Here is a 14,383-nt window from a genome sequence, read left to right as displayed (position 1 = left end):
ACCTCTGAAAGGTTCCTCAATGAGCGAGAACATTAGCTTCAACAGCGCCGAACTGGGCGCACCCGTCGAAACCCTCGGCTACGAGCAGGCGCGTGCCGAGCTGGAGCAGGTCGTGCGCCAGCTGGAGTCCGGCGCCAGCGACCTGGAAACCTCCATCGCCCTGTGGGAGCGTGGCGAGGCGCTTGCCGCTCGCTGCGAGGCGTGGCTGCAGGGTGCGCAGGAGCGCCTGAACGCGGCACGCGGCGCACAGGCTGGTGCACAGGACGGGGAGCCTGCGGCGAACTAGCATGCCCCTCCCGGCGTGTTGCTGCGCCCTCTGGCGCATCCGCAAAGCCTCTAAAAATAGCCTGCCCCGCAGCTCAACAGAACTGCGGGGCAGGCTATTTTCCGTCTACATGTAGCAGAGACGGCAGGGCTAGTGCTTCTGCTTGTAGTCAGCCATGAAGTTACCCAGACGCTCCAGGGCGCTGGTGAGGGTCTGCGTATCGGGCAGGAACACCAGACGGAAGTGGTCCGGGTCCTTCCAGTTGAACGCACGGCCGTGGCTGAAGAGAATCTTCTGGCTCTTCAGCAGGTCCAGGGCGAACTGCTCATCGTCGGTAATGTCGAAGCGCTCAATATCGATCTTCGGGAACAGGTAGAGCGCACCGTCCGCGTTGGTGCAGCTGATGCCGTCAATCTCATTGAGCATCTTGTGCGCCAGGGTGCGCTGCTCGTACAGGCGACCGCCGGGAACAATCAGCTCGTTAATGGACTGGTAGCCGCCGAGCGCGGTCTGGATTGCGTGCTGTGCCGGAACGTTGGAGCACAGGCGCATGGAGGCGAGCAGGTGAATACCCTCAAGGTAGCTTGCGGCATCCTTCTTCGGGCCGGTGATAGCGACCCAGCCTGCACGGTAACCGCAGACGCGGTATGCCTTGGACAGACCCGAGAAGGTCAGGCAGAGCACGTCGTCGCCGGTGAGGGTTGCCATGTTGATGGCTTCAGCGCCGTCGTAGGTGATCTTTTCGTAGATTTCGTCAGAGAAGACTACCAGGCCGTGCTCGCGTGCCACGTCGACAATCTGCTTGAGCACGGAGCGCGGGTACACGGCGCCGGTGGGGTTGTTCGGGTTGATAACCACGATGCCCTTGGTGCGCTCAGTAATCTTCGACTTAATGTCTTCAATATCCGGGTACCAGTTGTTTTCCTCATCGCAGAGGTAGTGCACGGGCTTACCGCCCACCAGCGCGGTGGATGCGGTCCACAGCGGGTAGTCGGGCATGGGGACCAGGATTTCGTCGCCGGTCTCGCACAGTGCCTGCAGGGTCATCGGGATCAGCTCGGACACACCGTTGCCCAGGTAGACGGCGTCGGTGTCGAGGTTCATGATGCCGCGGTTCTGGTAGTGCTGCACAATGGCGGTACGTGCCGAGTAGAGGCCGCGGGAGTCAGAGTAGCCCTGGGTTTCGGGCAGGTGACGAATGATGTCCATCATGATGGCATCCGGCGCCTCAAAGCCGAAGGGTGCGGGGTTACCAATGTTCAGTTTGAGGATGCGGTGGCCCATCGCTTCCATGCGATTGGCCTCATCCAGAATGGGGCCGCGGATGTCGTACAGGACGTTGCTCAACTTTGAGGACTGACGGTACTTCGTCATGATGATTTACTTTCTAGGGTGATCCAAAATGAATTGTGCTGCGTCGTCATCTGCGATGGGGTTGGATCCGCTAGTCAGACGCAACAGGAACGAGAGGTTACCCGTGTCTAATGTAGATGATACGCGGTTAATTGCCGTACGGGCGCTATCTGGCAGGGTACGACGAATAATGGGCACCAGCTGCTGCTGCAGAAGTGCCGTTGACGGGTCTTCCAGGGTGACCAGGCGGTTATCGTCAATCGCGGAGTCGCAGCTGTGCAGCAGGGTCACCTGCACGGTGTCTGCGGTGAGGGCGTTGACGCGTTCGGCGGGGTCGTCCTGAATCTTCGGGTCGTGCACACGGTAGTGGTAGAGGCTACGCAGAGAATCCACGCCGTAGGTGCCGCTGGAGTACCCGGTCGGAATGGAGAACGCCAGGGAAGACTGCACATCGCGCAGGTTCGCGAGGGAGCTGAACTTGTAGCGGGCGCTCACGGCGCGGGTGGTGACCAGTACATCCTTGTTGGTGGCGTTTGCGCCGTTGAGGAGCATGAGCTCTTCGGGCAGGATGCGCGAGATAGCGTTGGTCATGTCGGTGGTGCTCATGGCACGCAGGTTGATGGGATCGGCGGAGCGTGTGGAGCTTGCGGTGGGGCTCGCGGTTGCGTCCGTAGCATGCGCGGAGGCGGTGCTCTCCTCCGGGGTGGGGGTAGCTGCCGGGGGCAGGGTCACGCCGGCTGCCTGAGCGGAGGCGCTCACGGAGGCTGCGATGCGTTCGTTCTGCGCGGCGGCGGGGCTGATTTTGCCGTCGTCGGTCAGGTAGAGCAGCAGGTCGCCGCTGTAGTCGATGACCAGGTCTAACGCCTCGACGGTGGCGGCGCTGCTTTCCTCGTCGTCGGGCAGGGTGGCGCTGGGGGTGGTGGAGTTCGCCGAAGGGACCATGAGCCCGCGCAGGGCGGTAGCGCGGCTGTTGTCAGTGTCCACCAGTTCTACGGAGTAGCCAACCTGTCGCAGGGCACGCGCGTACACGTGCGCTACGGCGCGCATCTCACGCAGGGCACCGTAGCCGATGCGCAGGGTGCCGTAGCTGGACGCGGAGGGATCCACGTGCGGGGTCGTGTCGTTGCTACCGCAGGCGGCAAGCAACGGCATGAGTGCCAGGGAGGTGAGCGCCGCACGGCGGGTGATGGTCAGTCGGTTCATTAGGGAAGCTTCCGTGCGTTTTCGTCGGCAAGAAATTCGCGGTATTCGCGTGCCCAGCTGGCGGCGTTGGAGTAGCCCATCATGGAGGCGACCTCGTCGATGAGGGTGCCGTAGCGGATGGTGTCTAGCTCAGCGATGGGTACCCAGCGTGCGGTGTCGGAGGAGCCGTTGATTTCGTGGCGCAGTTCGCCGGTGACAATGTGGGCGCGGAAAACCACCCGCAGGGCGCAGAAGGGTAGCGCCTGCGGGTCTTTCTGGGTGGAGCGCACGGGGAAGTGTCCGGCGTGCACGCCCAGAATGTCTTCAATGGCGACGCTGTAGCCGGTCTCTTCGAGGGTTTCCCTCAGCGCGGTCTCGTCCGCCTGTTCGCCGGGTTCCATGCCGCCTCCGGGCAGGGACCAGAGGGGGCTGAGCGCGCGGTCTTCGGGCACCCAACGAGTCATGAGCAGCTTGCCCTGCTCGATGATGACTGCGTAGGCTGCGGGTCGGGTTTCCATTGCTAATGCCATGGTTTGATTTTACCGTCTATCGTTCTTTAGCGTTTCTTGCCGCGGCGTGCGCTGGCGGCTTTGGCGGACTGTCGAGCGTGCTGGCGTGCGTTGCCGTTTTTCTTGGCGTTGGCGCGCTTCTTATCGCGGGCTTCGCGTCGGGCGTTGGCGGCTCGTGCCTTCGCTTTTTCCTTGGCTTTTTCGGCAGCGATGCGTTCGGCGCGTGCCTGTCGGGTTTCGCTACCGCGGTCGCTGGTTGCGGTGCGGCCGCGCACAATACCGATAAAGTCCTGCAGGAGCGCTTCGAGCTCTTCGCTGCGCGGCTCACCCTTGGGGGCACGCGGCCAGACCAGGTGCACCGGGTAGGTGTCCAGGCCCGCAACGGGGCGGTAGGTGAGGTCCTTGCGGTGGTAGAAACGCGCAATGGACATGGGCACAATGTACAGGCCCACACCGGCGGCAACCAGCTCGATGGTTTCCTTATCGGTCAGGCCTTCGGGCACGATGCGGCCGGCGCTCTCACGCCAGGCGCGGGACACTTCCTCATAGGCGGGAATATCGGAGGCGGGCTGCAGCAGAAACTCTTCGGCGAGCTCCTCCACGGGCACCTCATCAAGCACGGTGAGCACGTGGTCCACCGGCAGAATGACCACGGGCAGCTCCTCGTAGAGGCGGATGCTGTGGTACTTCTCGCCGTCGTTGCTTGCCGGCTCGCGGTCGGGACGCACAATGCTCATGTGCGCGAAGGGGGTCTCGGGTACGTTCTTGCACTCGATGGTGGCGTGCTCAATGGTGGTGCGCTCAGTGGGGGCGTGCTCGGTAGCTTCGGCGGGCGCCTCGGAGGCAGCTTCTGCAGATTCAGCGGCGAATCCAGCGGCGGGGTTAGCGGCGGGATCAATCAGGCACAGGTCCTGATGCAGGGAGTCCAGGCCGCGCGCCTCACGCACGGGCACCTCCGCCAGCTGCACGCGGTCACCGTAACGCTCATGCCATCGGCTGAACCACTTGCCGGGCATAATCGCCGGCACGTAGCTCACACGCAGCACGGAGCGCTGTAGCACGGGGATGGGCAGAGCCTCCGGAGTCTGGATCATTGCCAGCTGCTCGGGGTGCAGGTACACGCGGGTGGGAGCCCCGACGAGCGCTTCGGTTTCTACCTCGTCGGTAGCGTTTTCGGGCGCGCTCAACTCGGGGTCGATGATGGTGAGAGCATGGTCGTTGACGGGCTGCTCTTCGGGGGTACCTGCGGTGGAGGATGCGGATGAACTCATCCCTCCACGCTAGCACATCTTAGGCTGGGGTATGGGGTCAGGTGAGCGGGCTCAACCCGACAAGATAGTGCACCTATCCCTTGCTGGAGACAGGACTAGTTCTCGACGATATTCTCCGTAGCGTTCGCAACGGTTTCGCGGTTAATGCGGCGTTCGCGTAGCTGAGACACAATGACCAGCACCGTAATGATAATGGCGAGGGCGAGCGGGAACATCCACGGTTCCAGGCCGAGCGCGGCAAGAATTGCGAAGCCGATGGTGGTGTAGATGCACGCCCACATGAGGGTTCCGACCAGCATCGCCGGAGCCCAGCGGCGCAGCGGCATTTTCGTGAAGCCGGTCGTGATGATGACCGCGGTTTGCAGGCCCACGGTGAGAAAGCAGAGGGGCACGGCAACAACGCCCCACCGGTTAATCAAGCGGCGCGCTTTACGGTAGAGCGGGCTGTCCATGGCTTTGCGGATGCGGTCGAGGCGCGCGCCACCTTCAGCAGCGAGCGCACCAAGAGCGTACACGATGCTGGTGCGGACGATACCGACCACCCACATGAAAGCTAGGGCAACCTCAATCGGGAGTGCGTCAAACCATTCTTTCACTCGGCTATTCTCTCACGAGTGGGCAATATTGGCCTGGTTGAAGGTTCTTTGAGGCTTCTTACTTCGACATATGGAGGGGCTAAAAAGTTTTTTAAATTTTTTTCAGCCGAGGGTTATTACCCCTTGTCGCCTGCAATGGCGCGGATTTTACTTAGGCAAACCTTAGTTTATTGACAGGGTGTCGCTATTTTCGGCTTGTATCAGGTGCAGGAATTAGGATATATTTTTATTACCGAATAGGGCAGGCCTTGTGGGAAGGTCTTCCTAGTCGGTCTAGAAGACTTTCTTCCTGTGTGTGATGCTGGAAAAGGAACCCCATGGACGGGGTTCCTTTTCTTTTTAACTACCAGCTTTACCCACACCGCACATTCACATAGACGCAAACCACTGACAGCGCAAAAACCGGACAGCGCGAAAAACCCCGACAGCACAAGCTATCGGGGTTTTACGCATTTAGAGCGAAGTCTACTTCTTACCCTGATTCTTACCCTGATCCTGGCGGTGCAGGGCGCTCAGCGGCTTGGGCAGCTGAACCGGGTTCCAGGTGTTGCTGACCGCCTCAAAGGAGGAGCCAGCACCGGGGTGACGGTTCGTCGAACGAACACCACCGGTCGCAATAGCACCGTTAGAGTGAGCAAGGTCGTTCAGCGAGGCGATATCCAGTGCGTCGAACTCGGAATCATCCAGGACATCCGGCAGAGGAATCTCTTCGGGAATCGGCTGAGCGGCAGGAGCCGTGGGAGTAGCAGGCGCCTGGCGGACAGGCGAACCGTCACGCAGAGCCTGACGAGCCACCGGCTGATCCGGGTGAATTGCCGGCTGCTGCGCGGGTGCCTGCTGAACCTGAGCGGGCTGAGCAGACTGAGGCGCTACCGGCTGGGCAGCGGGTGCCGGAGCCTTCTGAACGGGCTGAACAGGCTGAGCGGACTGAGCAGGCTGAGGCTGTGCACCCGGCGCCTGCGCTACCCGAGGCTGCCCCGCGGTACGAGGCGCAGCAGCGGAGGAAGCACGAGTGGCGGAAGCATGAGCAGCGGAACCGCTCTCCTGGTCGAAGAGCACGCTACCGCGGCGAATCGGCTGGAAACGGCTTGGACGCTGCTGGCGACGCTCCTGGCGGTGAGCTGCAGGCGGCTCGGTAGAAGCAGTAGCGGCAGAACGAGCGGGTGCCGGGCGAACGGGACGCGCAGTCTGAGAAGGCGCGGGCACTTCCTCACGAGCAACAGCCTCGCGAGCAGTAGCATCGGGTGCATCCTCAGATGCCTCCACCGCGATGTGCGCGCGGCTCGGGCGTGCCGCCTCACGGTTCAGGTTGCCGGCAGACTTGCGGGCAGCGGGCTTGCGGGTAGCGGGGCGCGACTGAGGCTCAGAAGCCTCAGAATCCGGGCCTTCAGCAGCCGGGCCATCTACCAATTCGGGTGCATCGTCGTAGGGTTCGTCGTCGGAGCCTTCGTACGCTTCACCCTCAGCATCATCGTCCTCAGCATCCTCTACTTCAGCTTTGGCGCGGCGCTCATCGCGGTTCTCCTTCACCTGATGGGCAAGAGACTCCAGCAGACCAAAACGGCTCACAGCCCACGCACCACCGGCAAGAATCAGGAAGAGGACAGCCCAACCCCACGCCAAATCAGCAAAGAGTGCCAGAAGGCCGGTGATCAGGGCAAGCACGCCCAGACCGGCGGCAACCAACAGGGCGATACCGCTCGGGCTCGAAGTATCAAAGTAAGACAGCGGTGAGGGCTTCGACTTCTCCACTACAGGGATTGCATCGGTATAGGGCGCAGTGGGGGAAGATTCGCGAATCTGTGAGATAGATGCGGTGTCCGGGGCAGGCTGAGCGGATTCATCGACAGCGTGAGAGGAAGAAGCCTGCGGAAGAGCAGAAGAGGGCAGGGAGGTACCCGGCGCCACCGCATGATCGGAGGACTGGTACGCCTCCGACTCATTCAGCAGCACGCCGGCGGAGGCGAGAATGTCCTCAGCGGTACGCTCGGCACTAATCAGGGGACGCTCAGGCTCCATGACGTGACCTGCGGGCGCGCGACGGAGGCTCCTGGGCACAAACCACAGCAGCAAAATCACGGTCAGAATTACCAACACACCGGAGGTGTTCAACAGCGTCATATCAGGTCGCCCTCTATCGTCCCTTTATCCCTAGACTTTAATCATACCCTTATATTCCCGATGCTTTCCATAAGAGGAAAGAATCGGGCTGGATATGCGCATATACCCCAGAAGGAATATGCACCCGAGCATGCCGGAGCATACTCACCACAGAAATATCGCCAAGCTCTCACTCGGCACTATCTGTCTACGAAACAAGGAAGGCGCCCTCCCTCGGAGCTAACGCCCCACCGGAAAGAACGCCTTCCTCAGCGTGGTTGGTATTTATCGGTTGCCCTCGCTAGAGGACGGATGCAGAGTAATTAGCAGTTCTCTGCGACAAAGTCCTTCAGCCATGCGCGCAGGTCGTCACCGAACTCGGGGCGCTCAGCAGCAAGAATAACGTTTGCCTTCAGGTAGGACAGCTTGTCACCGGTGTCGAAACGGCGGCCAGAGAAGACCACACCGTAGACACCTTCGCCTTCGCCCTCGCCCTGAGCCAGGGTCTGCAGAGCGTCGGTCAGCTGAATCTCGCCGCCGCGGCCCGGAGCGGTGTTCTCCAGAACCTCGAAGACCTTCGAGCTCAGAACGTAACGGCCAATCACAGCGTAGTTCGAGGGAGCCTCATCAGCTGCAGGCTTCTCAACCAGACCGGTAATCTTAACGAAACCGTCCTCGCCCTCAACAGCCTCAATAGCAGCTGCACCGTAAGCGGAAATAGCCTCGCGGGGAACCTCCATCAGAGCAACGACGGAACCGCCGGTACGCTCCTGGACCTCCACCATGCGAGTGAGCAGGTCTTCCTTCTCGTCAATCAGGTCATCGCCGAGCAGAACAGCGAATGCCTCATCGCCGACGTGGCGCTTTGCGCGCAGAACAGCGTGGCCCAGACCCTTGGGGTCGCCCTGACGCACGTAGTGCAGGTCGCCGCCCATCTCATTGGTAGCTACCACGGATGCGAGCAGAGCGTCCTTACCCTGCTCGGCGAGCTGCTGCTCCAGAACGGGAACGCGGTCAAAGTGATCCTCGAGAGCACGCTTGTTACGACCGGTAATCATCAGAACGTCGTTCAGACCGGCACGAATTGCTTCCTCCACCACGTACTGAATCGCGGGGCGATCGACGACGGGGAGCATTTCCTTAGGGGTTGCCTTCGTTGCGGGCAGGAATCGGGTGCCCAGACCAGCAGCAGGAATAACTGCCTTAGTAACAGACTTAATTTCAGTAGCCATGCCACAAGAATACCCTAAGTTGTAAAGTACTTAAGGCGATTTATCGAGACTATGACATGAAAAAATCTTCAACGTGACTAACTACATATCAGTGAAGGTACATTCTTAGGGGTGCAGAGAGAATACGTTCTTCCGAGCCCAATGCTACTTTCTACAATCCCTATACTGAAAAGTAGAATCTACAGCCCAGCAGAGCGGATTGCTTTTGGACACCCACAAGGATGTTTTCGCGCTGCCTCGAAACACTCCTCAGCGCGGAGGCACCCCCCTCAGCGCGGAGGAACCATGACCCAAACCAGCTCATCTCCGCCCCCCATATAAGACCTCACCCGCAATACCGATGGGACACACCATGCCTCTCAATACCACAGCCGCCACCAGCAACTCCGACGCCGGAGCCAGCGCAGACGATATCGCCCTGGATAAAGATATTCTCCGCTCCCAAATCCGCCCGCACCGCCTCACCGCACGCAGCCACCGCGGCGAACAGGGTCAGCAGCGGATGACTAACCTTTTCACCCGCCACATTCTCGAGGCCATCGCGCAGCGCCTCCACTCCCCCGGCACCATTGCGGCATACCTGCCCACCAAATCCGAGCCGCCCATCATTGAAGCACTAACCCGCCTGCACAAGGACAGACACCGTATCCTCGTGCCCGTCGTGCGCCCCGGACGCAAACTCGCCTGGGTGCACTGGGACCCCGCCGTTGAGCACCCGCTCAGCCCCATGGGAATCCCCGAACCCGAGGGCGAAGAACAGGACGATCAAGCCTTCGTAAACGCCAATGTGCGCCTCATCCCCGCTCTCGCCTTTGACGCTGGCGGGCACCGCCTCGGCCAAGGAGGCGGCTACTACGACCGCATTATCCCCCTGCTCAGCGCACAGCAGCTGCAGGAGCAGAGCATCGGCGTGGTCTTTGCCGATGAAATGTACGAAGCTATCCCCTACGACCAGTGGGACGCCATTCTGCCGGTCATCCTCACCGAGGAAGGCATTTTCCGCACTCACCCGCAGAGCTAAAAGAACCCGGCTCACCCATCCCCGGTTTGCTCTTGATTGACACCCCAAATCTTTAGGCAAAAGCGTAAAGATATGCGAGACACATTAATAAAAGCGCTCAGGAAAAAGGCAAAAAGAAACCAGAAAAAGCTATTTGAGAAGAAAACGCAAATAGCTCCCAAGGTTTCAAAAGCGGTACACTCAAACCACGTTAATAAACCATCCCAGCGAAAACGGATACAGAAGGACAAAATGCCGGTCTACGTTTACCAGTGCAAGAATTGCAACCACGTCTTTGAACAGCGCCAGTCCTTTAGCGACGATGCGCTGCGCGTCTGCCCGCAGTGCGGCGAAGAAACCCTGCGCAAGCGCTACAACACCGTCGGCGTGACCTTCAAGGGTTCCGGCTTCTACAGCACCGATAAGGGCAAATCCTAGGCGGAAGTTCCACACCAGCCAAAAGAGGGGCGGGGCAACACAGGTTGCCCCGCCCCTCGGCGTTTAAGAAGCACTCCCGGCTCGGGTGCGCTACACGATGTTATTGCCCCAGTGCGGAGGACGCTGCTGACGCATCCATTCCAGACGCTCACGCTCCTCCGGGGTCAGCGGCTGCGCGGAAGTAGCCGCCTTCTGGGAACCCGCCTTCTGAGAGTTCGGGTTTTGAGCATCAGCTTTCTTCGCGGAAAACCCCACAACAGACGAGGTACCCGAAGCCGGAGGCGTCGTGACACCCACCAGCAGAGGCTCAGCCCCGCTCACCGAGCCGCCGCCGCTCACGCGACGGTGACCGCGGCGAGGCTTCGGCGTCGACGAATAACTAGCCACGAACCTCAGCGCCCTCATCCATATCCAGGTAGTGCAGCACGCGCGCCACCACAGCGTCCGGATCAGCGAACACCTCCAGGGTGCCCAGCGTAATGTAGTTCCAGCCCGTGCGGCTCAGACGCTCCGGCAGCAGGCGGGTACGCTCACGCACCGAAGCACGCGCGTAATTCTGCTCGCCGTCAGAGCACGCCACCAGCGGCATAGCCGCCGGCACGCTCGGGCTCGACGAGACCACGGGAGCCACGCCCAGCGCAGGCACCGGCTCAGCCGCCACCTTCTCCGGGGCGTGCGCAATCAGAGCGATATCACCCTCGCCGCGAGTCACACGCACACCGCAAGCCTGCAGGCGCGCCACCAAATCGTTCAGCAGCCAGTCGCCCAAATCCGGGGTGTCAGCCTCGTCGGCTGCCAAGAATGCGTTACGCGGCAGAGTCTCCGGTACGCGCTGTGCCTTCGCCTCCACCTCTTCACGTGCCTGACGTTCCGCGTGCTCACGCAGCAGGTGGTAGAAGTCCACCGCGCCGTGGTGCAGCTTCTGCGGGTCCAGCTCCGACGGGTCAATGCACGAGACGATGCGCAGGGCGCGGCGGGCACGAGTCAACGCAACCACAAAGCCCTGGCGACCGTGCTCGGCAGACAGCTGACCCAAATCATACGACGCCTGACCCAGGCGGGCACGGCCCACACCCAGGGAGAAAATCACGGTATCGCGCTCGAGGCTCTCGGCGCGGGTCAGATCGACCACGCGGAAAGACTCCTCACCGGCAGCGAAGAACGGCGCCAGCTGCGGGTACAGGCTCAGGGCGTGACGCACCGACTCAGCCACACGCTGAGCGTGCTTCGGGCTAGCCGTCACAACCGCCAGCGAACGGTCCGGGGTGCGGTACGCGTGCTCGAGCACCAGGTTCGTGACGCGCTCCACCTCAACACCGGGCGAATCCAAGTTCGCGTTATCGCTGACCTTACCGCGAGTATCAATGTACTCAACGGTCAGCGAACCGGCAGGCTGAGCGGAGGCGCGGCTCACCGGAGCCGCATGTAGCTGCGAACCGTAGAACTCACGGTTCAGGTAGTCGAGAATCACCGGGTCCATGCTGCGATGCAGCATCGCCAGGGTACGGTTGGGCAGTATGGTTGCGAGCACGTCGAAGGTGCTGTCCAGCTGCTCGTCGGTCGGCTCGGGTGCACCGAAAGTCGGCGCAGACACGATGAACGGCGAGGGGTAACCCGAATGCGGGTCGCCCAGGGCAATCACCTGGTCGGCGCGGGTAATCGCCGGCAGGTTTGCCGCCAGCGGGGTCGACTCGGAATCCAGCAGAAGCACCGTATCAAAACGCATGGAGGCGGGAACCTTACGCGCCAGGGCGAAGGGGCTCGCAGTCCACAGCGGCAACAGGGTACGCGCCATGACCGGGGCGTGAGTCAGCAGCTCTTCGAGCACGAACTCGTAGCCGCGCAGCTGACTCTTCAGGTACGCCGCCTGGTCGTGCTCAGACTCAATGCGGTCAGTCCACACGCGGGCCATCTTCGCCAGCAGACGCGCCGGAGCGCTGGTCATGTGGGCGTAGTCGGCACGGCGGAAACGGGACTCCGTATCGCGCAGACGGTCACCGTCCAGCAGCTTACCTTCGTGATGCTGCAGCAAGAACTCCAGGGCAGACTGCCACCAGGCGAGCTCCAGCTCAGCGGAAACAACCTCGGTCGGAACCTGACGTGCGTACAGGTCATCGAGCAGCTCCGACAGGCCACGCTCACGCAGCTTCTGGGTCAGGGCGTCACGCTCCGGCAGGGTCATCAGCAGCACGCGGTCCGCCATGAGGGCGTCCAGGCGGGCGTCCAGCACATCCAGGTCGGTGCGCACAAAATCGATGCCTTCGACAGTGTCCGCCAGGACAATGCCCAGGCCCGCCAGCTCAGAAACCAGGGAGTTCAGGGCGGCAGCCAGCTGATCCAGGTTCTCCGGAATCTGCGGGGTGCGGGGCGCCTCAATGTGGCGAATCCACTCGGCGCGCTCCGCCTGGACCACCTTCAGCTGCTCGTGCAGGTCACCAATATTCACGCCGGGCAGGATGTACTCCTTCGCCGCGCGGCGCAGACGGGAACGCTGCATACTGCTCATCTCGATGCCGTTCTCACGGCGCCACGCACCCGAGGCGGTCGCCGCAATCAGGTCGGTCACCGGGCGGTCGTAGACATCAGCGCGGAAACGCTTGAGCGTCTCGCGGATGCGCATCAGAATCGCCAGCTGCGACTCCCACTCGGCGATGGTACGACCCGGGCGCAGTCCCAGCATGGCGCTGGTGTGGTTCATCGCCTCATGCAGGTTCAGCAGGGAGGACTTGAGGGTAATGACCAGGGCGTACGCCTCAGCGGCCTCCTCGTCATTGACCAGGCGGGCACGGTACCACGGGGAGGTACGCGAAGCCGCCGCAAAACCATCAATCTCGCCCAGGCGCACCAGCTCTGCACGCACCTGCTCACGCTCCATGAGCGAATCGAGCATGGGGCGGTCAAAACGCACGCGAGTTGCCGGGCCGTCCTCGGAAGCGGTCAGCTCAGCCAGACGCTGCAACGCAGAGTAGACAGAAATCTGCCAGTTCGAGTCCTTGTTCAGCAGGGCACGAGTGTGGTCGAGCAGCGCGGCACGGGTCGCCACGAGCTCTTCGTTCAGGTCCTCAGAGTTCGGCTCTTCGGCGCTCTCATTACGCACGATCGCGCGAATAAACTCGGCACGCTGAGCCTCAGCATCATGCTCGGCAAGCAGGTCGTAGCGCAGGCTCTCAATGCCGGTGCGCTTGAGCAGCGCCGAGAACTCAGCGAGGGTGGAGCGCTTCTCGCCCACCACGAGCACGGACTTACCGCGACCCATCAGGGCAGATGCAATGTTCACGGCGGTACGCAGCGGCTCGGTGCCGGGCGCCGCAGTGATGGTGAAGGAGAATCCGCTAACCGCGGTGTCGATAATCTCCTGGGCGTTCGCGTCCGCGTCCAGCAGGAGCATTTCCTCTGCCGGGTCACGCTGGTCCAGGGGCGGCTGCAGGTTGTGGGCATTGAGCTCACGCGGCTTCACGCCGGGCACTTTCAGCGCCGCCAGGTCACGAACCAGCGGGGTGATGGCGGTGTGCGGCAGTTCGCCCAGGCTTTCCTTCAGGTCAGCAAAGGTTGAGATGAAGTACTTCGACTCGATGGTCATGCCCGGAATACGGCCGGCGGAGGCACGCATACGTTCGATGACCGGTTCGGGGTCCAGGCGGGACATGGAGTTCGCCAGCTGAGCCACATCCATGGTGCCCAGGTCGATGCCGTACTCCTGCTTAATCTGTCGGACCATCGCCGGGTTCAGGCGTGCGGAACCGGCAAGGCGCAGCTCGAAGTCGTCGTCCTTAGGGTGCGGGGTGATGCTCAGCGGAGCCATCAGAATCGGCGCGATGAAGCGCTTCTCGTAGGCGGCGGCATCCTCGCGGGTGTCGTGCGAAAGCCAGGAGGCGGTACCCGCCACGAAGTAGCCCGAGTCCAGGCCGTGGTCGGTAGCGAGTTCGTAAATCTTGGTGCGCAGGGTGCGTGCGGAGCGCATGCCCGCCTCCAGCTGCGACTTGTCGCGCAGAATCGTGGAGAGGCGGGTCTTACGTCCGGCGAGTAGCTGAGCCAGACCGGAGGGGTTCGCCTCGGACAGGTCGATGTGCACGTAGTCGACCTGGTTGAAGTCGAGCATCGCGTCGGGGCCGGTGTAGACGTCCATCTGTTCTGCCCAGCGCTCAAGCCCCGCCGAGGGGTCGAAGTCCTCGTGGGCGGGGTTCAGGTGTGCGGGCAGCTCGGCGATGTTGATTTCGTCGGCTACTTCGTGGGTTTCCTCTGCTGAGGTCGCGGCGGCTGCGGCGGGCTGAGTAGTATCAGCCGGGGTGCCGGGTGCGTGCTGCGCGTCGGTAGGCTCGGGAATCTGGTTCACGTCGTGAGTGTCCTTGTGGGTCAGTGCGGTGTACGTTTGCACGTACACACCGAAGATGGTGGTTCTTCCGGGGTCCTCTGCCCGGGTGTGCCTCAAGCGGGGCG

At 61.9% G+C, this 14,383-nt stretch carries 12 protein-coding genes; 3 read left to right on the top strand and 9 right to left on the bottom strand.

The annotated features are described in order from the left end of the window. Positions 1-19 precede the first annotated feature (19 nt). On the top strand, positions 20-286 hold the full coding sequence (locus tag ACP3RB_RS01775; RefSeq protein ID WP_426699252.1) for an exodeoxyribonuclease VII small subunit: 267 nt from the start codon (positions 20-22) through the stop codon (positions 284-286). A 129-nt stretch (positions 287-415) separates the two neighbouring features. Here the strand turns inward: ACP3RB_RS01775 and ACP3RB_RS01770 are convergent, their stop codons facing one another. The 7 genes from ACP3RB_RS01770 to galU form a co-directional block, all read right to left on the bottom strand. Then, positions 416-1,639: a pyridoxal phosphate-dependent aminotransferase gene (locus ACP3RB_RS01770; RefSeq protein WP_298593290.1), complete on the bottom strand. Its 1,224-nt coding sequence runs from the start codon at positions 1,637-1,639 to the stop codon at positions 416-418. Positions 1,640-1,645: 6 nt separating this feature from the next. Next, entirely contained in the window at positions 1,646-2,821 is a 1,176-nt protein-coding gene (locus tag ACP3RB_RS01765; RefSeq protein ID WP_426699251.1) for a glycine betaine ABC transporter substrate-binding protein, read from the bottom strand. Next, positions 2,821-3,318: an NUDIX domain-containing protein gene (locus ACP3RB_RS01760; protein ID WP_005505097.1), complete on the bottom strand. Its 498-nt coding sequence runs from the start codon at positions 3,316-3,318 to the stop codon at positions 2,821-2,823. The genes ACP3RB_RS01765 and ACP3RB_RS01760 overlap by 1 nt, the downstream gene beginning before the upstream one ends. A gap of 38 nt (positions 3,319-3,356) precedes the next feature. Beyond that, positions 3,357-4,580 (bottom strand): LysR substrate-binding domain-containing protein, encoded by a 1,224-nt coding sequence (locus ACP3RB_RS01755; RefSeq protein ID WP_426699250.1) that lies wholly within the window; start codon positions 4,578-4,580, stop codon positions 3,357-3,359. A 95-nt stretch (positions 4,581-4,675) separates the two neighbouring features. Next, positions 4,676-5,176: a DedA family protein gene (locus ACP3RB_RS01750; RefSeq protein ID WP_426699249.1), complete on the bottom strand. Its 501-nt coding sequence runs from the start codon at positions 5,174-5,176 to the stop codon at positions 4,676-4,678. 465 nt (positions 5,177-5,641) lie between these two features. After that, positions 5,642-7,297, bottom strand: a complete 1,656-nt coding sequence (locus tag ACP3RB_RS01745) for a hypothetical protein (RefSeq protein WP_426699248.1) — start codon at positions 7,295-7,297, stop codon at positions 5,642-5,644. A 302-nt stretch (positions 7,298-7,599) separates the two neighbouring features. After that, the gene (galU, locus tag ACP3RB_RS01740; protein WP_315428574.1) at positions 7,600-8,508 is read right to left on the bottom strand and encodes a UTP--glucose-1-phosphate uridylyltransferase GalU; all 909 of its coding nucleotides are present in this window, start codon (positions 8,506-8,508) and stop codon (positions 7,600-7,602) included. Between the two features lie 352 nt (positions 8,509-8,860). On the opposite strand from galU, the gene ACP3RB_RS01735 reads away from it, so the two are divergent. Together ACP3RB_RS01735 and ACP3RB_RS01730 are read left to right on the top strand one after the other, a co-directional pair. Continuing rightward, the gene (locus tag ACP3RB_RS01735; protein ID WP_426699247.1) at positions 8,861-9,529 is read left to right on the top strand and encodes a 5-formyltetrahydrofolate cyclo-ligase; all 669 of its coding nucleotides are present in this window, start codon (positions 8,861-8,863) and stop codon (positions 9,527-9,529) included. A 231-nt stretch (positions 9,530-9,760) separates the two neighbouring features. Further along, the gene (locus ACP3RB_RS01730) at positions 9,761-9,946 is read left to right on the top strand and encodes an FmdB family zinc ribbon protein (RefSeq protein ID WP_311452638.1); all 186 of its coding nucleotides are present in this window, start codon (positions 9,761-9,763) and stop codon (positions 9,944-9,946) included. A 90-nt stretch (positions 9,947-10,036) separates the two neighbouring features. On the opposite strand, the gene ACP3RB_RS01725 is transcribed toward ACP3RB_RS01730, so the two are convergent. Both ACP3RB_RS01725 and ACP3RB_RS01720 read right to left on the bottom strand, forming a co-directional pair. Beyond that, the gene (locus ACP3RB_RS01725) at positions 10,037-10,333 is read right to left on the bottom strand and encodes a hypothetical protein (RefSeq protein WP_426699246.1); all 297 of its coding nucleotides are present in this window, start codon (positions 10,331-10,333) and stop codon (positions 10,037-10,039) included. Continuing rightward, entirely contained in the window at positions 10,326-14,327 is a 4,002-nt protein-coding gene (locus tag ACP3RB_RS01720) for a DEAD/DEAH box helicase (protein WP_426699245.1), read from the bottom strand. Before ACP3RB_RS01720 ends, ACP3RB_RS01725 begins: the two co-directional genes overlap by 8 nt. Positions 14,328-14,383: the final 56 nt, after the last annotated feature.

This window comes from Rothia mucilaginosa (assembly GCF_049990865.1).
GTDB classification, from domain to species: domain Bacteria; phylum Actinomycetota; class Actinomycetes; order Actinomycetales; family Micrococcaceae; genus Rothia; species Rothia mucilaginosa_I.
Note: the sequence above shows the minus strand (reverse complement) of the source record. Positions and strands in the feature narration are given on the sequence as shown.